Origin of the sequence: Gluconacetobacter entanii, from assembly GCF_013155425.1 — a bacterium.
GTDB lineage: Bacteria > Pseudomonadota > Alphaproteobacteria > Acetobacterales > Acetobacteraceae > Novacetimonas > Novacetimonas entanii.
On the sequence record NZ_JABJWD010000117.1, the window covers coordinates 1 to 22,517 of the forward strand.

Consider the following 22,517-nt stretch of genomic DNA (forward strand, 5'->3'; position numbering starts at 1 on the left):
GAAGCGACAAGACCGACAGATCATTCGCAGCGATGATTTATCTCACCGCCGCAATCATCAATTCGCGTTAATTCCCAACAGACCCTGAAAGCCCCCAAAAAATACCATTCCATAAGTCATTTATTTCCCATGACCGCCTCGACAAGTTCCAGCGCATTCCGCGTGGCGGCGCCATAGGTGGTATTGTCGAAAATCGTCCAGACCTCCGTGCCACGCGCCTTCAGTGCCGCAATGCGCTCTGCCTGCGCCACAATGACGTCGTTCCCATAAGGCGACACATAGATGCGCGGGGAACCATGCAATCGGAAATAGGCAAGACCGTCCCATCCCCCGGGGTGCGCCGCGGATAATAATGGACGCGCCGGATCCGCCGCGACCCGTGACACCTGCTGCCGCTGCAGCATGCGTTCCACCTCCGGCTGGAACCAGCTTGCATGCCTTGGTTCCAGAACGACGGGACCGGCGATGATGGCCTTCATATCCGTGAAGAAACGTTCTGCGACCTCGCCGGGATAGGCGAAGCCCGGAGGCAACTGAACCAGGATGGGACCACGTTTTGCCCCCAAGCCCTCGGTTTCCTCGGCAAACTGCTCCATCAGCGCCCCGCAACCGACCAGGCGACGGTCATGCGTGATGGCCCGGGGCAGCTTTACGGAAAAGCGGAACCCGGACGGCACGCCTGCGGCCCAGCGTTCATAAGTCGTGCGCCGGTGCGGTCGATAAAAGCTGCTGTTGATCTCGACAGCCAGAAGCCGCCCGGCATAGCGTTCAAGATGCGTGCCAGCCGCAGGAAACTCCCCCACCAGCGCAGCGGGGATCGACCAGCCAGCAACACCGATGCGTATGGACATGATGGGCTGCCTTTCCATGGGGCGGAACGATTGAGGACACGTGGCGTCCGGCGGGATCCTGCCTGCCCGGTCAGGCGTTCAGACGCAGTCCCGCCTTTGCATGTGACGGGCAGGCCGAAACCTTTCCAGCCCTGCCGCTGGAGGCTAGGCCATGACGTCACGCGATATCAAGCATCCTTCCGGCCAACGAACGTACTCCTGTTCATACCCATGACAGTCGGGGCCTTTCCATCATCGAACCAGACCAATTCTTTCCGTCATGCAGATCGTGGCATGCCATGGACCATCGCGCACCATTTTCTGATATGTCCGCATCCGGGTTCATCATGAAAATATAGATTAATACCATTCGTTTCCCTCAATTAACGAATCCCCTTCCCCTTAACCACGGGCTAATACGACCCCATCATTTTGGAATTGACACAATCTGTCTTGAACTGGAATATTCTGAAACGAAACAAGTAGTCATGATGGGAACCCGATCATGCGCCTGCCATTCACATATATACGGCATGATATCTGCCATCGGCACAGGCATTGTGTTCGTATCGTGTCGGGCGCGTCTCTTGTTTCCACCTGCCTTGTGTTCCCTTACCTGAAAAATACAGGCATCAGGACTTCTGGCAGCGTTCGCAATGACGACCACGTTGATCTCCTCCCCATAGGGCTGCATCCCCCATGACAGGGGGGGCGTATACCGCAATAAAACCCGCTTTTATTACAGGAATTTACTGCCATATCACATCCGCTGTCCAAAACATGACGGCAAAACCACCATTTTCCGCAGGCCAGGCTTATCGTGTGCATGGCATCCAGGATTCTGATTTAGAAAATCCGTGGCATTTTGTGATGAATTTGCAACTAAAAAATGAATTCATCAGAATTACTTGATAGCTTTTAAAACTTCTGCATTTTATTAAGTGTAATACCAATACGCTGAATTCAAAATATCATCACAGCCCCCTTAAACAAAAGTTATGCACGAACAACTTTTTTGAAATTGACGATATTACGTTCCGGAAACGATACATTATACCGCTCGATATGATGTGTTTCCGAATAAATACATAGGGCGCAACGAGGAAGGAGCATTAAACGATGTCATTCCGCATAAGTCGTTATACGACTTGCCTTTCTATACTGACGACTCCTGGCCTGTGTATCCTCGGCACCGCAGCGGGCGAATTACTTTCGAGTAAATCCGCACATGCGCAGATCATTTCCCTGCCGGGGACGACGTCGGGACAGGTCATCCCGGCGAAGAAAAGCAAGAAAACACAAACAAAGGTTTATCAAAAGAAAGGAAGCGACAATAGCGAAAACATAATGGTCGTCGGCACCCATCTGGGTGCACGCGAAACGGAACAGATACAGCCAGTCGCCCTCATCACGTCGGACCAGATCCAGCAATCGTCCGCCATGACGATGGGTGAAGTGTTTTCACGCATTCCGTCCATGAACTTCTCCGGGAATTCCTACAGCAATTTCGGCGGTTCATGCATCAATATCCGTAACCTGGGTACGGCACGCACCCTTGTCCTGGTTGACGGACACCGCATGGTCGAAGGGCCCGGTGGCTGCGTAGACATGAATGCGATCGCGCCCGCCATGGTTGACCGCGTTGAAATCCTCAAGGACGGATCATCAACCACCTATGGTTCCGACGCCATTGCGGGTGTCATCAATATTACCCTGAAAAAAGACTATACGGGCACGACCCTGACCGCCAATGGCGGCATCAGTGATTCAGGAGACGCCGAAACCAGCGCACTGACCGCCACGCATGGATGGGACATCATGCACGGGCGCGGCAACTTTATCCTGAGCGGTTCCTATAACTACCAGGCTCCCGTGGATGCGAATGCCCGCAAATGGGCCATGCACGACCGTGCGGGCTGGGACAACTCCCCCGGGGCACCACAGTATTACGGCTCCACCTATACGCCCAATGGCTATTTCGTGGCCGCCAACGGTGGCGCCCCCCTGACATCCCAGCCGGGACAGTTGGGCAATTATTCCGTAACCCCCAATGGCAACGGGGGCTTCAGCCCGTTTGGCTATGCCGACGATTATGACTATTCACAAGGCAACCAGATGCTTGCGCAGCAGAGCATCCAGACTGTTGCGGGCAGCGGACATTTTGACATCACCAAGAATGTCCAGTTCTACATTGATGGCAACTGGACACACACGGCTGGCTGGTCCAAGGGCGTGCCGATGTTCATCGGCACCCCGGCAACGACACTGACGGGCAATTCGGGGGAAATGATCATTCCTTCGGGGAATCCCTACAACCCGTTCGGTGAAGACGTCGCCATGTACAAACGCATGATGGGACTTGGCGAACGTTACAGTGACCTGCAGAATGACCAGTATCAGGCCACCGTCGGCCTGCGCGGATCCATCCCGCATTCAGGCGGGTGGACATATGACGCCTTCTACTCCTTCGGCAAATCCGTTGGTGAAGAAAGCCAGAATGGCCAGATCAACTGGGTCAAGATGGAAAACGCCCTGGGCTTCCACCAGACGGGCGGTGGCGGTTCCACAACAGGATATTACGATCCTTCCGTCTGTACAAGCCAGCCGGGCTGCGTCCTGATCAATCCATTTTCGCAGACCCTGTCGCCGGCTGCGAAAAAGTATATCGGCGTCACGGACGATTATCCGTCCGGTTATGAACTTCGCGACGTGCAGGTCACATTCGCCAACAAGCATATCGCCCGCCTGCCCTACGGGCCGCTGGGTATCGCCGTGGGCGTCGAACATCGCGGGCTGGACGGTTACTCCTACGCCAGTAACTTTGCTTCGAGCGGACAGGCCTCGAATTACTATTATACCAGCACATCGGGCGGATATAATGTGACCGAGGTGTTCGGTGAACTCAGTATTCCGCTCCTGAAAAACCTCCCTGCAGCCAAGAGCCTGAGTGCACAGGTTTCGGGACGTTTCTCCAATTACAACACGTTCGGACAGACATATAACTGGCATGCCGGCCTGATCTATGCGCCGACAGACAGCATCCGCTTCCGTGCCAACCTTGCGACCGGTTTCCGTGCACCGCAGATCGGTGACCTGTATGCCGGCCAGACAATCAGCCTGAGCGGCGCGCATGATCCGTGCGGGCAGATTTCCGAATATGGCGCACTTGCAGGTATCGTTGCCGCCAACTGCCGTGCACAGGGCCTCAATCCCTCGACCTTCAAGCAGGTCAACAACGCCATGAAATATATCAGTGGCGGTAACCCGAGCCTCCAGCCTGAGGAATCAAGAACCTATACGATCGGCACAATCCTTTCGCCGACCTTCCTCCCCGGTTTCTCCGCGACGATTGATTATTTCCACACTTCCATCACACATGCGCTGAGCACCCCGTCCCTGCAGACCGAACTGGATGGATGTTACGAAAGCGTCAATATGTCCAGCGCCTACTGTAACGTCATTCATGGACGCGATGTGTCGGGACAGCTTAATCCCGTTTCCAACTATGAAGAAAATGTCGGCGCTTTCAAGGAAGACGGCCTCGACATCTCCGCACAGTACAACTACGACATCGACTATGCCAACTCGCTGCATTTCGGCGCGGACATTCAGGATGTCATGGCTTACAAGGAACAGAATACACCCAGCACGCCGTTTGTAAGCTACCTCGGGTCGGTTGGTACTCCGAAATGGCTGGCCAATGGCACCGCCACCTTTACCCATGGACGGTGGAGCTTCACCTATATGCTGCGCTTCATCGACGGGATGTATTATTTCCCCTCGTCCGATTATAATGCCAGCTTCACGCAGTGGTACAAGATCAATCAGACCTTCTATCATGACGTGTCCATCACCTATCGCGGCAACAAGTTCACCGTGACCGGCGGCGTGCGCAACATTGGCGGAAAACAGCCCCAGTTCGACGCCCTGGGAGATTACAATACCGATCCCGGCATGTATGACTGGCAGGGACGCTATATGTATCTCAAGGCGCAGGTCAATTTCTGATGGGGTCTGCTTACAAAAGATAATTCCCCGTGGAGTGCGAATTGCCCCGGCATTCAAGCCAGGGCAATTCTCGCCGACATACAGATTACAGGTGCATTCGATAACGCCTGAAACGGGCATATCCGTTGCAATAATCCCGGATATGCCCGTCCTGAACAAGAGGACGCACAGGTTCCATATGAAAACCGAACCCGACCCATATCCGGATCCCTCAATGAATTGAGCAGGAAATCCGGAAGACCCTACCGGACATGCTGCGCAAACTTATGCGTGACCGATAATATGACCGGCCACACCGAGGCGTCCGTCAGGGATATCCTTTTTCGATGCTGCCCTGATGTCCCGGCCTGCTGCGACATGACATCAAGTTCTGGTCAGCATGGGATATATCCATGACTGGAGGGGCAAGAGAGGAAATCCCGCCCGGCTTCCCTGCCCGTATTCATCAGGAGTGCGTGCCGTCATCCCATACGCCATGCTGGCCGCATATCACGGCAATCCGGTTACGCTGGCGGCTCCAACCAGTCATGGGCACCCCATATTCAGGGACCGACCTCATATTGCCACTGATGGACTTCTATTGCTCCGCAGACCCAGGCTGTTCGATGACAACCCTCATACCCCATGTTTTCCCACCGTCATTCGTTGTCAGGACAACCTGATACGTCCCATTATTCGGGATTATAATATGGTCGAGGGGCGTATCCGTTGTCGGCCAGGTGATATTCTTGTCATCATAATGTTTCAAAGACACCGTCATCGGCATAACAGGTGTCGAAGTGATCCCGCTTATGATCGCAGCTCTCTGAATATCTTTGGGTAGCAGGGTTTCGAGAGACCTGACATCCACATCACCACCACGATTGGAGGGGATACTCAGGATGGCTGAAATACATGTTTCATATTCTTTATAACTATTACTTGTGCATGGCGTCTGGATGGTGACACTCGCCGGCGTCCCATCCGGAAGCTTCACGTCTGTTGCATATGCATGGTTGGCCATCATGAGTGCTGGAACAAGGAAGAGAAAACTTTTTCTCATGGCAAGAGATACCTTACGGGAAATTAAGACAAACTCGCAGTCGGATTTGATAGCTTATGTTCTTCCCCTTTGCACAGGACATGATGAACCAGCAGTGATCAGTTAACATACTCTCCTACAATAACATATTCCCCTTAAAAATTGCGCTCATGCATCGCGCAAGGCGGCCTGGACCTACGGCCGGCCTTGGGCGCCATTTCTGGAAATGGGGCATAGCACCCGGTTATCAATGACGATCCCGCATAAATTCAGCCACAGGAAATCCTGTCATTTTGACATGAAGGGCCGTTCAGACATCAGGAATTCAACGATGCCTGCCATCATCCATCGCGGGATCTGCCGATAAGCCGCCTTCCCTGACATCTCATCTTCACAACAGGTCACATTCCATTGAACGCTGTTTTCAGATCCTGATGTCGCGGATCGACATTATCCCGGCGATAAGGCCAGATATGGAACAAGGGAGGATTTTCGCATCATTCACGAAAAAATAACAGTGAATGAGCAGGCTTGATAATAGCTGCATCTTTGGAAGATAGAGTTGGCATGATGATGGAACAGATAAAATTCAATGTAGATATAATTTAACAAAAGCGCATGCTATCATGACATCCAGCAACTGGGTTACTTCATGAAGACAAACGCGCAACCGTCATCAAAAAAGTCGAAATACAAGATAATACGCCATATTCAGAGATGCAGAGTTACACTTTTATGAAAAAACTTACTGTTATTTCGCTCTCCTTTTTGTTGAGCGGCTGTTATGGCGTTGGCTCTCAAAGACTGGACCATGATCAGCTTGATTATTCCCAAGCATTAATCGGATCTTCCAAGCAACAGACGCTCCTCAATGTTGTCCGTTTGCGATATGCTGATACTCCTGGTTTTCTGGATACGACCCAATTGATCTCTGGATACCAGTTGCAACGTAATATTTCCATCGGTGTCGGATCGGATTCCAGTCCCCTCAGGCCTGCGGGAGCCATCGGGGCGCAGATACAGGAAAGCCCGACCTTTACGTTCCAGCCTGTCACGGGGGACGCATATGCCCAGAGTTTCCTCCGCCCGCTTCCTCCCGGCAGCCTCCTGCCTCTGGCCATGGGCGGACTGCCCATAGATATTTTGTTCCGCCTGTCGGTTCAGGCGGTTAACCTCATCAACAACGTGGGGGCCATAGGTGGGGATGTGGGGAGAGGCTCTCCAGAATTTTTTGAACTCATCTATGATCTCCGCCGGTTGCAGATTGCAGGCCTCCTGGGCATACAGCTTGAACATAGCGAGGAAATACCAGGGAAAACTCCGGCTTTTGACCGGGTCTTCCTTACGGTATCGTCAACCACTGATCCAATTTTGTCAAAAATTGTACAGGCGACACGTCGTTTCTTTGAAATGGGTCCAAAAGACGAGCGTGTAGAAGTCATATATGGGGCCGGAAGACCGCAACGCGGCCAGATCAGGCTCCTGACCCGCACAATGCTTGGCGTTTTAGGGCAGATTGCGTATCAAATCGACGTTCCACAAGAAGATATTGATTCAGGACGCACACTTCCCAAGGTCATCCTGATTGGAAGAAATACAAAACCAACAGTTTTTGTTCATGTCAGCGATGAACACCCACGATCATCTTTTGTGGAGATAAAATATAACAAAAAGTTTTACTACATATCCGATACGGATTTTTCCAGCAAGCTTGGCTTTACAATGCTGCAGATCCTCATGGAACTTTCAAAAACGACCAAGAATCCCGGCGCGGTGCTTACAATACCCGTGAATGGATAAAGTATACATGCGCATCCGTCACTATCAATATTTCTTTTGTAGCATCGCATAAGGTAACCGGACGTGTATCTGCTGCATCATGATCAGGGTCGATACCTGCTGGCGCGCAATCATCTTCGCATATGCATGCCAGCCCCCGCATAGCAGCGATGGAGTGAACGCGCCCTGCATGCCAAAGGCACGGTTGCAGAAGAGCGCATTACCGCCAGCACGGTATTCCCGGGCACCACGCCCCCTGACAACAGCAGGACGGTTGCGCCGCCATCCTGCATCCCCCATTCCCGGTTCGCCGCAATTCACCCCTTGGCGAACCGCATCAAGACCGTGGCATAATCAGGCAATCCGGCATCAAAGCCTGCTGACATCGACCCATTGTGCGCCAACGAGTTCCGCAAGCCGGTCCGGCGTCAGGCACACCGAACTGTTCCGGTCCCCCGCTGCCGGCCAGACCTCGTCAAATGCGCGCAGTGACGCATCACAGAATACCCTGACCGGATGCGGCAGTCCGAACGGGCATACACCCCCAACCTGATGGCTGGTCAGTTCCAGCACCTCCTCCGCAGGCAGCATGCGGGGCCGGTTGCCGAATGTATCCTTCGTCTTGCGGTTATCCAGCCGTCCCGTTCCTGCCATCACGACCAGAATCCGCTCCTCTCCGACCTTCAGCGCCAGCGTCTTGGCAATCTGCCCTTCCTCCACGCCCAATGCCCGCGCGGCTTCCGCAACGGTCGCCGTACTGTCCGACAGCACCACAGGTTCGATGTCGGGGGCATGTATTTCCAAAAATGCCTGCACGGATTCCCGGCTCATCCCTATCTCCTTTGCCAATGATGGGGGGATGATTACACCTCACACGTCTCCCGAAGACAATCGCGGACCCGCGCCGCACATCCCGTCTGCATCCGGTTCCGGACAGGAGCGAACCCGCCTCCATGAAAAGCATTAAGAGCCAAGCCATATCATGTGAGGACGCGATGACAGCCACCCGACGCAACCTTCTCGCCCTTTCCGCCCTTGGCGGGGCCGCGGCCCTGATGGCGCGGCCCCTGCGTGCCCAGGATGCGCAGCATGCCGGGGACGTTACACCGACCATGGGACGGATGGCCCGAAATACGATACCGCTGAACACGGCAGCGCAAGGCCAGCGCTTTCGCCCTCCGACACGCCTCGGCATTGGCGGGGTCCCGATTGGCAACGGCTTTGCGGCAGGTACGGATGAAGATGCCGAAGCGGCCCTGGAGGCCGCCTGGGCTGCGGGGGTACGCTATTTCGACACATCGCCCTGGTATGGCCTTGGCCTGAGCGAGCGGCGGTTCGGTCACTTCCTGCATACACGACCACGGGATGAGTTCGTACTATCGACCAAGGTCGGTCGTCTGCTGACGGCCGCGCCCAAGCCCCCCGACGGGACGATGTGGCATGACCCCTCGCCTTTCGCCTATCGCTATGACTATACCGCAGACGGGGTCCGGCGCTCGATCGAGGACAGCCTGCAAAGGCTGGGCCTGTCCCGGATCGACATTGTCTATATCCATGACCTGTCCCCTGAAAACAGGGACATGGGTGACAAATGGACCAGCTATTTCGACCAGGCCGCCAAGGGGGCGATTCCGGCACTGACCAGGATGCGCGAGGACGGAGTCATCAGGGCCTGGGGACTTGGGGTCAACACGCCCCAGGCCGTCCTGCGCACCCTTGAAATCGGTGATCCCGACATTGTCCTGCTGGCAACGCAATATTCCATCCTGCGACATGACGAGGCCCTGTCGCACACGCTCCCTGCCCTCGCGCCACGTGGCATTTCAGTTGTCGTCGGGGCGCCGCTGAACGCAGGCTATGCCGCGGGCCGCAATCGTTATGATTATCAGGGCACGATCCCGCCCGGAATGGCGCACAAACGGGACGCGATGGAGGCTGTCGTCAAACGGCACGGGATTGACCTGCGCACGGCCGCACTTCAGTTCGCGGCGGCCCATCCTGTGGTTGCTGCCGTGATTCCGGGGGCACGCAATGCCGCACAGATGCAGGCCAATGCCCGTTCCATGGAGGTCTCGATCCCATCTGCATTATGGGATGAACTCAAACACGAAAAGCTGATTGCACAGGCTGCTCCGGTCCCCATCCCCCAGTAAGAAAGCCATGATGCAGCCGGCAGGGTTAGGGATCGGCCCGACAAAAAGTCCAGAAATCATATAAAAGTTTTTGGGTGCCGCCTTTTTTCAAAAAGGCGGCGTTCTTTGACGCTTTTTGGGAAAAAGCTTCACCAAAAACTTCTATTCCCCATCAATCCTGCCCAAACTGCGAAAAGGCCCAAGCCGGGACGAAAGGTAAAGCCGGTTCATGCGGCGCAGTTCATCCGGTGCCCCCGGTGCCGTGGGCGCATCGCCATGGACCATGCCCACCATGACTTTCATATTGTTCAGAACAACAGCGGCAATGTCATCCGCCGTTTTCTGGTCCAGTCGAGGGGCACATGCCCGAAGCGCCGTTGCGATTTCAAGGAGCGCCTGACCGCGCAAGCGCGCACGAAGTTCCGTCCTGTCCGTGTGCGCGCCCATCAGCGCCGGGAGCGATTGCACACGGGGATAGAGCCTTGCCATCAGGTCAATCAGGCCATCGGCCAGTTCATCGGGGGACAGGCCTGACGCGCGACATCCGATCGCTTCGTATTCTTCCTGCAGGATCGCCATATGCTGCTGCAGCAATGTCTCGGCAATGGCCTCCTTGTTGGGAAAGAAGCGATAGAGCGAACCGATCTTCGCCCCTGCCCGCGCGGCTATTTCCGCCATTGTCGTCGCATCGTAGCCACGTTCCGCGATGAGGTCGGATGCGGCCGCCAGCAGTTCGGCCACGCGTTGCCGCCCGACGGCCCGCCGGGGTTGAAGGGGCGCACGCTTTTCGCTTGACGTACTTGAGTCCATCCTCAAATAGTGTCCCTGTTTGAGTGTATGCTCAATTTCTATCAACTCCTTCCATTCCGGACAACGCCCCGGCATGCAGGAGCCTGATAACAGGAGAAGACCGCCATGACATCGTTTTCTGCGTCCCGGACCGCCCTGATCCTGATCGACCTGCAGAAGGGCATCGTCTCCCATCAACTGGCCCCCTACACGGGCGGGACGATTGTCGAACGTTCAAAAACCCTTGCCGCACGCTTCCGTGCCGCCGGTGCGCCAGTCATCCTGGTCAATGTCGCCTTCGCCCCCGATTTTGCCGACGCCCTGCATACCCCTGTCGATCTGCCGTTCGCACCACCTCCGGGTGGCTTTGCTCCTGACTGGACCGATCTGGCCGAAGGGCTGGCGCAGCCGGGCGACCTGCACGTCACGAAGCGGCAGTGGGGCGCTTTTTACGGGACGGATCTCGACCTTCAGTTGCGGCGGCGCGGCATCACCACCGTGGTCATTGGCGGCATTGCGACGAACCTTGGCGTGGAATCCACCGCCCGCGCGGCGCATGAACATGGCTACGCCGTTGTCCTCGCCGAAGACATCACCTCCACCTTTTCCGAAGAGATGCAGCGTTTCGCATATGACTGCATTTTCCCCCGGCTTGGCCGCGTGACGACAAGCACCGCGATCGAACTGGCATCCTGAAGGCAGAAGACCGAACCTTGCAAGACGCATCCCCTTCCTCCCGGCTGCCTGCCGGCATCTGGAAAATCGTCAGTGTTGCGGCCATCGGGTCCTTCATGTCGCAACTGGATGCGACGATCGTCAATGTCTCGCTCCCGGATCTGGTCAGCACACTGCACGCACCATTTTCCACGGTCCAGTGGGTGGTCAGTGGATATCTGCTGGCGCTGGCCCTGACACTCCCCCTGAACGGATGGCTTGTTGACCGGTTTGGTGGGCGGACCATCTATCTGGGGTGTTTTGCCGGGTTTACGGTGACATCCGCCCTGTGCGCACTGGCCTGGTCCGCGCCGTCGCTGATCGCGTTTCGCGTCCTGCAAGGCATGGCGGGCGGCCTGCTGGCCCCCATGGCGCAGATGACGATCGCCCGCGCCGCCGGAAAGCAGCTTCCCCGGGTCGCGAGCGCCGTCACGCTTCCCATACTGCTTGCCCCACTTCTCGGGCCCGTCGTGGCCGGTGGCATCCTGTCGGTTGCGTCCTGGCGATGGATTTTCCTGCTCAACCTGCCATTCGGGCTTGTCGCGCTGCTGCTCGCCAGCATGTTCCTGCCCGATGACAGACAGGAATGCCGTCCGCGCAGGCTCGACATTGCCGGGCTGGCACTGCTGTCCCCGGCCCTGATCGCGCTGCTTTATGGCACCGATCATATGGGGCAGCGAACGGGTCAGGGTCTCCTGTGCCTGGCTGTCGTCATGGGCATTCTCTATCTGCGGCAGGCGCATCGGAAAGGAGCGCATGCCCTGATTGATCTGGCGCTGTTCCGGGCGCCGGTCTTCTCCGCTTCCGCGCTGATCATGTTCATGGTGAACGGGGTTGCGTTCGCGGGACAGATGCTCCTGCCGGTCTGGCTCATCCATGCCTGCGGCATCCCTGCGGAACGGACGGGCTGGTTCATGGCGCCGCTGGGCGTGGGCATGATGTGCACATATCCGCTGACAGGACGCCTGACCGCGCATTTTGGCATCAGCAGGCTGACCCGTTACGGGGCCATCTGTTCGGGACTTGGCACCCTGATGCTTGCCGTGCTCGCCTGCTCCGGTTTCAACATCTTCGTCCTTGCGACAGCACTTTTCCTACGTGGGGCAGGAACCGGGATCATCGGGATCCCGGCGATGAGCGCGGGGTATGCATCCGTCGCACCTGCGGAAATCCCCATGGCGACCGTCGCCCTCAATATCGTGCAGCGTATCGGCGGCCCGACCCTGACCACGCTCTGCGCCACGTTACTGGGGTGGCGACTGTCGCATGCCACCACTCCCCCTGCGGTCTCAGCGGCTTTCACGGCGGCCTTCGGCCTGCTCTGTGTCTTTCATGGCTGCCTGCTTCTGGCGACATTCCGGCTGCCGAAGGGCACGTCACGGCGCGCCCGGCCGTAACGCTTCCCTTCGGGCCGCAGGCCACGGGCGCGATCACGCGGACGCAATCCATTTCTGCACATGTCCCTGCCTGGTTTACAGGCCCAGCGTCCGCTTCAGGCCCGCGCAGTAGGAGTCCATGAAGCGTCGCGACAACTCCGCATCGGGCACGAACATATCGAAGACATGATAGGCACCCGGCACCACCGAAACCTCCGTCGGGACGCCGGATGCCATCAGGCGACGGGCATATTCCAGATCCTCGCACAGGAACAGGTCCATGGATCCCACCCCGATGAACGTAGGCGGAAGCCCGGACAGATCCTTTGCACGCGCGGCAGAGGCATAGGCTGGCGTATCGGCCCCGCCTGCGGCCGCCCCCAGATAGGCCTCCCATGCGAATTTGTTGGCGGAACGCGTCCAGACATATTCCCCGAAATCCGGGGCCGGGTCCACTTTCGTCGCCGTCCGGTCATCAAGCATCGGATAGATCAGCAACTGGTAGGCAAGCCTGTATTCCTTGCGGTCGCGCGCCATCAGCGACAGGGCCGCGCTCAGTCCGCCACCCGCACTTTCGCCCGCGACAACCACCTTGTCACGGTTGATGCCCAGTGTCGCCGCATTCTCATGCACCCATTTCAGTACGGCGTAACAGTCCTCGATCGCGCCGGGATATTTGACCTCCGGCGCAAGACGGTAATCGACGGAAACGACGACAAAGCCCATCTTGCTGGCCAGAACCTGACATTTGGGGTCGTCAACCTCGGGATGGCCAGAGACAAGCCCGCCCCCATGGATATAGACCATGGCAGGCGCATTGGGCCGACGCTCACGCGGCCGGTAAATCAGCACACGGACATCCGGCGCCCCTGCCGGGCCGGGCACGTATTCTTCCTGCGTTTCAACATCCGGCAGGGGGCGTCCTTCGATCAGGCGCACCGCCGTCATGAAAATTTCGCGCACTTCCGGCAACGACCGATCCGACAGCCCGTCAAAGGAAGGCATCTTTTCCAAAATCGGAAGAAATTCGGGATTTACGACATTCTTCGGCATGATGAACCAGATCCTCTCTTTCTCTCGGAAGGCGGCAGGCAGAACCGGCTTCCGTCAGGAAGGACCGTCGCTCTCCTTCACGTGACCATCCATGAGGGAAATCAAATATTCTCCTGAACAGATGAATATAAAATATAAAACCATACCATTTTCTTATCTTTTATATTTGCTATTTTGATTGCTGCATCTGGTAATATATGACATTCTCATATTCTATATAAAATATCCGATCATCATCTGAGGTTTCGTGATGCGTGCCCGAAACCCTTTTTCGATCCGCACGAGGGTATCGGACCGGTGCGGGGACCTGCACGGCCGCCAGATCCGGCATGCGTTCATCCCTCCCTTGTCGATGCATTTTTGATGCACCATATTTCCTTCGTCGTCCGACACTGCTTATCAGACACTGAGGATTCCAAGATGCATTTTTCTCAGATGGTTCGGTCTGGCGCCGCGGTCGCCGCATTGGCTCTCGGTGCGGCTACGATGCCAGCACAGGCACAGGATACGCTGCGCGTTGTTGACGCACGGGGGCATCAGGTTGGCATTCTGGTTCCGGCTCCCGACGTCTCCGGCGTTGCAGAGACCTCCGACATTGCGATGTTCGATGCCCTCGACCACATGATGGCGCGGGACATGGCCGCCATGGAGGCGACCCACCGCGAACTGATGGCGCACGTGGGCCAGTCCATGCACACCATACCGAGCGTTGATCACAATGCGCCGAACCGGGGTGCGTCATGGCAGAGTTTCGAGGTTGTCAGCATCGGCGGTCCGGCGGCATCCTGCACACAGACTGTCACGATGACGTCGAACGGCCGGTCTGCCCCGATCATTCATACCTCCAGCACGGGAGGTAACGCCTGTGCGGCCCTCGCTACGCCCGTATCGGTTGGAAAACCGGAGCGTAAAGATACACGCATCCCCGACCTTGTCCCCGCCGTGGATACGCATGCAGTACTCCCGGGGGCGGACACCCATAACGGCAGGCCCCTGTAAGGTCCGCAGCGGCCCGGTACTGCCGGGCCGCGTGCACTCCCGTTCCACGCCTTTACTCTGGCGATGAGGCTGCGGCTGCCATGCCGTTCAGGGCTGCCTCGATTTCCGTCAGGTTTCCACGTTTCGCAACAACGGCGACGTAACCATCGGGGCGCACCAGCCAGATACCGTTTCCATCCGGGGGCAGACATATTTCGGGCGTCAGCAGGGATGAATGGCGCGCAATCATGGCCCGCGCCTCCGCATTGGCCGTGGCGGCAAGCACAAAGCGGGGCGTATCGTCGTTCCTGAAACATCGTTCCAGAAACATCCGCTGTCCCGGTCCGGGACCGCGTAGCCCACGTGATGAACCCGCATTGAGCGGACTGTCAGGATAGTCGATCTGGATGCCGGACAGCCTGCTGGCGACGGCATGACGGATCATCGGACTCCTGAAAAGCTGTTTTATAACAAGGTTGCGCACCCTCTGCGCCAGATGTGTCCTGAGCAGGACAATGCCGGTCATACGGCCGGAATCCGCCAGTATCTGCCGCGCCACACCGCTGCGTTCGTGACTGTAGCTGTCCAGCAGGGACGGCCTTGCGGCCTGCCGCGCCACAAGCGCCAGTTTCCAGGCGAGGTTGAAGGCATCCTGCATCCCCATATTCATGCCCTGCCCGCCAGCGGGGCTATGGATATGGGCCGCATCGCCGGCCAGAAACACATGGCCCCTGCGGTAATCATGGACCTTGCGTTCATTGATCCCAAAATCCGACAGCCACGCCGGATCTGACAGGCGGATCCCGCCCGGTCCCCGCCGGTCAACAATCGCCTGCATTTCCCCAAGATCCGGCATATGCACTGCAACCGGCCCAAGGTCGGCAATAATACGGTAACGGTCCCGCGATATCGGAAAGAACATGACGGCCCCATCGGGATGCCAGAAAATCGCCGGTTCATCAGGCGGGACGGCAAGACCCGTCACGCGTACATCCGCAATGACAAACCCCGTTGGCAGGGTGTCCCCCTCGAATGGCAGGCCGAGCCTGCTGCGCACGAAGGAATGCGCACCATCACAACCGATCAGCCATGCCGCCTCCAGTATCTCGATCCTGCCGTCGGCATGGCGGAGCGTGCATGAAACGCCATCATCCCCGTCAACGAAATCCGTCAGCTCAGTCCCGCGTTCGACTGTGCCGCCCAGGGTCCTGAGATGATCCTCCAGCAACCGCTCGGTTTCCGACTGTGGAAGCATCAGCAGGTAATTGAAGGAAGAGGCAACCGTCCCGAACGGGATCCGGGCGAGTGTCCTGTTGCCGGCGTGAAGACTGACGGCTTTTGCATGCAGTCCGGCGGCCACAAAAGCATCCGCACAACCTGCCGCCCCAAGCAGTTCGAGCGTCCGGGACCAGATGGCCAGGGCCCGGGACTGGGTGGTGCGTGTCGGCAACCTGTCGACAATCCTGACGGGCATGCCATAACGAACCAGTTCGGCAGCCATGGTCAGGCCGACAGGCCCCGCACCGGTAACGAGAACGGGCTTCGACATGGTTTCGTCCGAAGGAAAAGAACTGTCCGGTCATGCGGACAGTTGTCCCCCGTTAACGCCAGACATGTCCGAACTGTTCCTGTCGGCCCGAACGTCATGGATCGCACAGTTCCAATGCCGTATTTATGGGACTGTCCCAGCGCGATGGGACAGCAATTTGACTGTTCCGCGGGGAAACTGTCGCTTTCTTTCCCCGGAACGGACGGACTGTTTCCTGTCAACAGGATCAGTCCGCCCATAAGGATAAGGGACAGCGTGACCTATTTCTGGCAATCAAGGCATATCTTGCCGAAATGCCGGTTACTTTCCTGATATTTGAAAGCTTCCACAATATTTTCCAAAGGGAATGTACGGTCAATGATGGGCCGGACGGAATGACTGTCAAACGCCTTTATCATTGCCTGCTGATCTGCCCGGCACCCGACCAGGACACCCTGAAGGCGGAACTGCTTCAGTAACATCGGTACGATTTCCAGTTGACCTGAAACCCCGCTAAGGATGCCGATGGTGGAAATATGTCCCCCCACCCTGATGGCTTCCATTGATTGCTCAAGCGTCCCGGGACCGCCGACTTCGACGATATGATCGACCCCTTTTCCACCGGTCAGTTCCCAGGCCGTCCTGCCCCATGCGGGATCATGGCGATAATTGATCACATGATCTGCCCCAAGGTCGCGCAGGCGCTCAAGCTTTTCGTCACTCGACGAGGTTGCGATCACTGTCGCCCCGGCCATTTTGGCAAACTGAAGCGCGAATATCGATACGCCCCCCGTCCCCTGAACCAGTACGGTAGTACCGGGCCGGATCCGATCATCAACAAACAGCGACCGCCATGCGGTCAGGCCGGCCGTGGTCAGTGTCGCGGCCTCGGCATAGGTCCAGCCCTGCGGGGCATGCGTAAATGAGGTCGCGGGCGCCGTGACTTCCTCACGCGCGTAACCATCAATCCCATCGCCCGGCACCGTCGCAAACCCGATCACCTGCGGCGCACCAGCAAGCCAGGTCGGAAAGAAGGTGCTGACCACCCTGTCGCCGGGTGCGAACTCCGTAACGCCTGCGCCGACCTCAATCACTTCGCCTGCCCCGTCCGCCATGGGAATACGCGGGACAGTCGGTCCCCACATGCCACTTACAACGGCATAATCATGATAATTGAGGGATGAGGCATGCAGCTTTACCCTGATTTCACCCTGAGCAGGAGCCCTTGCCGCCTGCTCCGTGATGGTGACATTCTCAAAACCACCAGGAGGCTGCACCACTATTGTCCTGACCATGACCGGTTTCTCCTTTCTGCTCTCCTAACCGGGATATCAGAGCCAGCGGATCATTTCCAATATCCGGGGTTCATGAATTTTCATGCAGACACAGTTCTTTATTCCCCTGATATTGCCAGAACCTTTTCCCGACCCGTCAGGACAGCCCTCTTTTTAGCGAAGCGTGACGTGGCATTTCTTTACGCGGAAAGTGAGCCTCTTCTTACGCACACATGATTCATGATGAAACGACGCCTGATGACCTTTTGCGGCAAGGTTTCTTCTCAGATTGCGACATGAAGCGCTTTCCATCCGCAAAGCACGGTGATTCCCATTCAAATCCATGACCGTGCCCATGAATTGACTTGCACGGTTGCAAGTCGTCGCACGCCAATCACCTTCTTATTCATGCGTCATGCTTTAGGTAAGCACCATATTTCATTTGAATCATATCACTGCTCAGGTTGCCATTGGAAGAAGGATATTCACTCAGGTTTCCGCCTTCCGGCAATATCTCCCTTTTCGACGCGAACCGACATACTTCACAAGTTGCGCTTTCTGAAGACCGCCAATGTCCCTACGTGCAGTTTTCAGACTTACATTCCATGCAGCGGTAATGTCTCTGGCTCTGCATCGGTTTCCTTGTTCCAGTCGTAGCAGAAACCATCGTTGCCGTTCATTCAGTTCCCAATCATCAGGGACATTTACAGGGCCATGTTCAGGGACATCTTCAGGGTCATTTTCGTGGTCATTTTCCCTTACAGGCATTGTCTGCCTGCTACTTGCCTCCAGACCAAGCAGGTAAGCTTCCCTGACTGCGGCATGTGCAGAACACCCTGTTAAGTGTATCAGGATATTAGCCTCAGGCCCTCCGGCAAGGCCAAAGATGAATGCCCGGATAACCGGCGAAGAAACGACAAGACGCAGGAAATATAACGTATCCGGACCATGCTGCGCTGAAAGCCAGTGTTTGACACTCTTCTCACTTGCACCTGTCTGTCGCATAACCCTCTTGATCACACCATGGATCTCTTCATGCTCGCTTCGCAGCAGTTCGGCAACTGCCCGGGCATAGTTTTCACGATGCCCGAGAATACCCTTCCACAAAGGTAATTTCCTGCCCTTTTTCGGCAACATCTTCCTGTTCTTTCGATGTTATAATAATCCTGTTGTCAGAATGATGGAACAGACGGCTTCTCGCCGCGCGGGAAGATGTCCGGACCTCGGTTATTGGCCTCGGAAAGGGCGGAACGTGACAAACCGGACATTCCATGATGACCACACAGAGTCGAAGGAATGCTGCATTAAAGCCGCTGAATATGTCCGGATGTCAACGGATCTTCAGAAATACTCAACAGAGAACCAGTCGGAAGCAATCAGACAGTATGCCAGGACACGCGGGATCAACATCGTCCGTACTTATGCTGATGCCGGGAAAAGTGGCCTGAAAATTGAAGGACGCGACGCGCTCAAACAACTGATCGAAGACGTTCAGGCAGGGGCAACTGATTTCACATTAGTCCTTGTTTACGACATCAGTCGTTGGGGCCGGTTTCAGGATGCGGATGAGAGCGCTTACTATGAATATATCTGCCGTCGCGCGGGTATTGCAGTCGAGTATTGCGCCGAACAGTTCGAGAATGATGGAAGTCCGGTCTCAACCATCGTCAAGGGCGTCAAGCGTGTCATGGCTGGTGAATATAGCCGCGAACTTTCCACCAAAGTATTTGCAGGTCAGGGACGGCTGATCGAGAAAGGTTATCGTCAGGGAGGCTCTGCTGGATTCGGCTTGCGTCGGACCCTTGTCAATGAAAACGGCCTTATCAAGGGAATTCTTGGCAAAGGCGAACATAAAAGCATCCAGACCGACCGCGTTATCCTGACACCTGGCCCCCCTGAGGAAATCAACCTGGTTCGCGCCATCTATCAGTCATTCGTTCACCAGGGGCGTAGCGAGAACGAAATTGCCGATGACCTCAACAGACGTGGTATTCTGACAGATCTTGGACGTCCCTGGACTAGGGGGACAGTACATCAATTGCTCATCAACGAAAAATATGTTGGTGACAATGTATGGAACCGACGTTCTTTTAAACTGAAGAAAACGCGTGTCCGCAATGAACCTGAAATGTGGATTAAAGCACAAAATGCATTCGATGCCATCGTCGAGCGCGAATTGTTCGAATCCGCAAGAAGCATTATCAATACGCGCTCCTTTCGTCTAAGTGACGAAGAGATGCTACACTCCCTGAAGAAACTCTATCACCAGAAAGGCTTATTATCTGGTATAATCATTGATGAATGTGATCATTTACCTTCCAGCGGCGCCTATAGCGCCCGGTTCGGCAGCCTGCTCCGCGCCTACCATCTCGTCGGGTTCAAACCAGATCGTGACTACCGGTACATCGTGATAAATCGTGAACTGCGCAGACTTCATCCAGAAATCATCCAGAAAATCGTCGCTGAATTACAGACCACGGGAAGCACTGCATGGCATGACCTTCGGACCGACCGTATCGTCATCAATGATGAATTCAGTATTTCATTGGCAATAGCACGATGTATCGAAACCTCAACCGGACTCCTGCGCTGGAAAATTCATTTCGATACTTCACTAATAACCGACATCATGATCGTCGTACGCATGGATAGCACCAATCGTAAGATAATAGATTACTATCTGTTTCCACGCATCGATATCATTTCCGGGAAGCTTCGACTGTCGGAAGATAATGGTTTTGCCCTCGATGCTTATCGTTTCGATACCCTTGAACTGCTTTACAACATCGCCACTCCCATTTCCATCGCAGAGGTCGCATGATGTCCATCATTCGTCCAGGCAGGATCGAAATGATCCCGATCTCCCAAATTACGGTTATAAATCCACGCGCCCGCAACAAACGCCAGCATCGAGAAATTGTTAACAACATTGAAGCCATTGGTTTGAAACGGCCCATCACTGTAAGCCGCCGTGATACGGCCAATGGTCCCAGATACGACCTCGTTTGTGGCGAAGGCCGATTGGAAGCCTTCCAACTGCTCGGCCAGACCGAGATCCCGGCAGTAGTCATCAAGGCGAGCGAAAGTGAATGTCTCGTGATGAGTCTGGTTGAAAATATTGCCCGACGTATACCGCGTCCCATTGATCTCATGCGTGAAGTCGGCGCATTACGATCACGCGGTTATAACGATATGGCCATTGGCACAAAAATCGGCGTCGGGGCCTCTTGGGTCAGCATGGTTGCATCCCTTCTCGATCGTGGCGAGGAACGGTTACTGGCAGCGGTTGAAACAGGCCTTATTCCGATTACTCTGGCAATGGAGATTTCGAGGGCTGAAACAGAAGAGGCCCAGAACCTGCTCCTTGACGCCTATGAAACCGGAAAACTTAGAGGCAAGAAGCTTGCGGCAGTCCGACGGATGCTCGACATGCGCATGCAAAGCCAACGCAAAAGTATACCAACAGGGCGTTTAGGCCGCAAAACGAGCAACCGGAAAATGACGGCTGCTGATCTGATGCAGATCTACCAACGTGAAGCTGAAAAGCAGCGTCTTCTGGTCAAGAAATCAGATTTTACCCAAACGCGACTACTGTTCATCGTTGAGGCATTGAAAGATCTACTCGCGGACAGTGGCTTTACCAACCTGCTCAAAGCTGAGGGACTTGCGAGCATGCCCCGCGCTCTCGCTGCCAGAATATCGGGAGGCCGCCATGACTGATGGAACAAACAGTCGAAGACACAATCGTATCCATGTAGCTTTCGGAATGAATTTCCTCACGATTCCTGTCGCATCAATCATTCCACTCAAGACATTACCGACAGATATCAAAGCCAGCCACACATACTCCCAGATATTGGCCTCCATAAAAGCAATCGGACATCCGATAGAATCCCCGGTCGTAACACCGGATACAAAAAATGCAGAACGATGGTTTCTGCTCGACGGTCATTTAAGAATTGAAGCCCTGAAAGAACTAGGCTTCACAGAAGTCGAATGCCTGCTGGCTCCTGACGATGACACCTATACCTACAATAAACGGGTCAATCGCATACCACCGATCCAAGAACATCGGATGATCGTACGCGCCATGGAACGCGGAGTGCCGTCATCTGATATCGCGGCCGCACTCAATATTCAGGTAGAATCAGTATTGAGGCGTTTCCGGCTACTGAATGGCATAAGTCCCGAAGCTGCTGAAATACTTAGAGATACACCTTGCTCCATGAAGGTATTCGATATTTTGCGGCAGATGACGGCGGTACGACAGATCGAAGCTGCTGACCTTATGATTGGCCAGAATAACTTCACAGTCATGTTCGCCCGAGCCTTGCGTGCCGCAACATCAGAAAACCAGCTTGTTGTGACCAAGAAAGGAAAAAAGGAGGGCAGAGCGACACCATCAGGCCAGCAGATTGCGCGTATGGAACGAGAACTCGCCGCACTTCAGACCCAAGTCAAATCTGTTGAGGAAACCTACGGTATTGATAATCTGCACCTGACCGTGGCACGCGGCTATATCGCCAGACTCCTTGCAAATAATCGGATAGTCGAATGGATGGCAACCCATCAACAGGATTACCTTGGTGAATTCCAAAAGATTGTTGAAACCGACCTGCCTGGCGCGATTGGTGACAGAACAAATACCTGAATTAAAAATGCGCTCCCCCCACCCAATCTGCTCGAAACATGAAAAAAACGCATGGGGAATGGACCAAGCATGATGGTGGGAATAGCGCCCATGACATACGCGGCCGCTAGCATTTTTTCCTATGCATTCGGCCCGCAGATGCCCAATCTGACGGTCGTGCTGTCGCTCGCAGTGAATCCCATACCGTCCAGCGGAGTGCGGAACCCGTCAAACAGGGTCAGTGGCAGGGAATACTGCCATAGCTAATGATTTGACATAATCCTGAACCGGATATTCAGACGCTGCTCACGCTTTCAAGCAGCGAGGCATCATTCAGGGTCATTGACGCAGGCATCCGAACCCCTCCGCCAATCGCCGCCACTGACTGGGCCAGACCATCTACCG

Annotated in this window: 18 protein-coding genes; 10 read left to right on the forward strand and 8 right to left on the reverse strand. The window is 55.5% G+C overall.

Annotated elements, in window-relative coordinates; all coding sequences use genetic code 11:
* Positions 1–116: 116 nt before the first annotated feature.
* Entirely contained in the window at positions 117–851 is a 735-nt protein-coding gene (locus tag HNH97_RS16110) for a DUF72 domain-containing protein (protein WP_171791564.1), read from the reverse strand.
* 678 nt (positions 852–1,529) lie between these two features.
* Here HNH97_RS16110 and HNH97_RS16115 point away from each other — a divergent pair.
* Positions 1,530–1,742 (forward strand): hypothetical protein, encoded by a 213-nt coding sequence (locus tag HNH97_RS16115; protein ID WP_171791565.1) that lies wholly within the window; start codon positions 1,530–1,532, stop codon positions 1,740–1,742.
* 435 nt (positions 1,743–2,177) lie between these two features.
* Positions 2,178–4,838 (forward strand): TonB-dependent receptor plug domain-containing protein, encoded by a 2,661-nt coding sequence (locus HNH97_RS16120; protein WP_171791566.1) that lies wholly within the window; start codon positions 2,178–2,180, stop codon positions 4,836–4,838.
* A gap of 577 nt (positions 4,839–5,415) precedes the next feature.
* Here HNH97_RS16120 and HNH97_RS16125 read toward each other — a convergent pair.
* A complete protein-coding gene (locus HNH97_RS16125; RefSeq protein ID WP_171791567.1) occupies positions 5,416–5,880 on the reverse strand; it encodes a hypothetical protein in 465 nt (154 codons plus the stop codon).
* 714 nt (positions 5,881–6,594) lie between these two features.
* Here HNH97_RS16125 and HNH97_RS16130 point away from each other — a divergent pair.
* Positions 6,595–7,659, forward strand: a complete 1,065-nt coding sequence (locus tag HNH97_RS16130; protein WP_171791568.1) for a hypothetical protein — start codon at positions 6,595–6,597, stop codon at positions 7,657–7,659.
* Between the two features lie 348 nt (positions 7,660–8,007).
* Here the strand turns inward: HNH97_RS16130 and HNH97_RS16135 are convergent, their stop codons facing one another.
* Positions 8,008–8,469, reverse strand: a complete 462-nt coding sequence (locus HNH97_RS16135) for a YbaK/EbsC family protein (protein ID WP_171791569.1) — start codon at positions 8,467–8,469, stop codon at positions 8,008–8,010.
* A 164-nt stretch (positions 8,470–8,633) separates the two neighbouring features.
* Between HNH97_RS16135 and HNH97_RS16140 the strand changes: the two genes are divergently transcribed.
* Complete coding sequence (locus tag HNH97_RS16140) at positions 8,634–9,791, forward strand: aldo/keto reductase (protein ID WP_171791570.1); 1,158 nt, start codon at positions 8,634–8,636, stop codon at positions 9,789–9,791.
* Between the two features lie 141 nt (positions 9,792–9,932).
* Here HNH97_RS16140 and HNH97_RS16145 read toward each other — a convergent pair whose 3' ends face one another.
* Positions 9,933–10,580 (reverse strand): TetR/AcrR family transcriptional regulator, encoded by a 648-nt coding sequence (locus HNH97_RS16145; RefSeq protein ID WP_171791571.1) that lies wholly within the window; start codon positions 10,578–10,580, stop codon positions 9,933–9,935.
* Between the two features lie 105 nt (positions 10,581–10,685).
* Here HNH97_RS16145 and HNH97_RS16150 point away from each other — a divergent pair, with 105 nt between their 5' ends.
* Positions 10,686–11,255 (forward strand): hydrolase, encoded by a 570-nt coding sequence (locus HNH97_RS16150; protein ID WP_171791572.1) that lies wholly within the window; start codon positions 10,686–10,688, stop codon positions 11,253–11,255.
* 17 nt (positions 11,256–11,272) lie between these two features.
* Positions 11,273–12,670, forward strand: coding sequence for a DHA2 family efflux MFS transporter permease subunit (locus HNH97_RS16155; RefSeq protein ID WP_265176032.1), 1,398 nt, complete (start codon positions 11,273–11,275; stop codon positions 12,668–12,670).
* A gap of 75 nt (positions 12,671–12,745) precedes the next feature.
* On the opposite strand, the gene HNH97_RS16160 is transcribed toward HNH97_RS16155, so the two are convergent.
* Positions 12,746–13,702, reverse strand: coding sequence for an alpha/beta hydrolase (locus tag HNH97_RS16160; protein WP_171791573.1), 957 nt, complete (start codon positions 13,700–13,702; stop codon positions 12,746–12,748).
* 486 nt (positions 13,703–14,188) lie between these two features.
* Between HNH97_RS16160 and HNH97_RS16165 the strand changes: the two genes are divergently transcribed.
* On the forward strand, positions 14,189–14,701 hold the full coding sequence (locus HNH97_RS16165; protein ID WP_171791574.1) for a hypothetical protein: 513 nt from the start codon (positions 14,189–14,191) through the stop codon (positions 14,699–14,701).
* Positions 14,702–14,753: 52 nt separating this feature from the next.
* Here HNH97_RS16165 and HNH97_RS16170 read toward each other — a convergent pair whose 3' ends face one another.
* From HNH97_RS16170 to HNH97_RS16180, 3 genes are all read right to left on the reverse strand, one after another.
* Positions 14,754–16,229, reverse strand: coding sequence for an FAD-dependent monooxygenase (locus tag HNH97_RS16170; RefSeq protein ID WP_171791575.1), 1,476 nt, complete (start codon positions 16,227–16,229; stop codon positions 14,754–14,756).
* Positions 16,230–16,489: 260 nt separating this feature from the next.
* Positions 16,490–17,503: a zinc-dependent alcohol dehydrogenase family protein gene (locus HNH97_RS16175; RefSeq protein WP_171791576.1), complete on the reverse strand. Its 1,014-nt coding sequence runs from the start codon at positions 17,501–17,503 to the stop codon at positions 16,490–16,492.
* Positions 17,504–17,971: 468 nt separating this feature from the next.
* Positions 17,972–18,619 carry a hypothetical protein gene (locus HNH97_RS16180; protein WP_171791577.1) on the reverse strand — a complete coding sequence of 216 codons (648 nt, stop codon included), beginning with the start codon at positions 18,617–18,619 and terminating at the stop codon, positions 17,972–17,974.
* A 115-nt stretch (positions 18,620–18,734) separates the two neighbouring features.
* On the opposite strand from HNH97_RS16180, the gene HNH97_RS16185 reads away from it, so the two are divergent.
* The 3 genes from HNH97_RS16185 to HNH97_RS16195 are packed head-to-tail and all read left to right on the forward strand — an operon-like array spanning position 18,735 to position 22,133.
* Positions 18,735–20,303, forward strand: coding sequence for a recombinase family protein (locus HNH97_RS16185; RefSeq protein WP_456305403.1), 1,569 nt, complete (start codon positions 18,735–18,737; stop codon positions 20,301–20,303).
* Positions 20,300–21,202 (forward strand): plasmid partitioning protein RepB C-terminal domain-containing protein, encoded by a 903-nt coding sequence (locus HNH97_RS16190; RefSeq protein ID WP_244949506.1) that lies wholly within the window; start codon positions 20,300–20,302, stop codon positions 21,200–21,202. The genes HNH97_RS16185 and HNH97_RS16190 overlap by 4 nt, the downstream gene beginning before the upstream one ends.
* Positions 21,195–22,133: a plasmid partitioning protein RepB C-terminal domain-containing protein gene (locus HNH97_RS16195; RefSeq protein WP_171791579.1), complete on the forward strand. Its 939-nt coding sequence runs from the start codon at positions 21,195–21,197 to the stop codon at positions 22,131–22,133. The genes HNH97_RS16190 and HNH97_RS16195 overlap by 8 nt, the downstream gene beginning before the upstream one ends.
* The last annotated feature ends 384 nt before the right edge of the window (positions 22,134–22,517 follow it).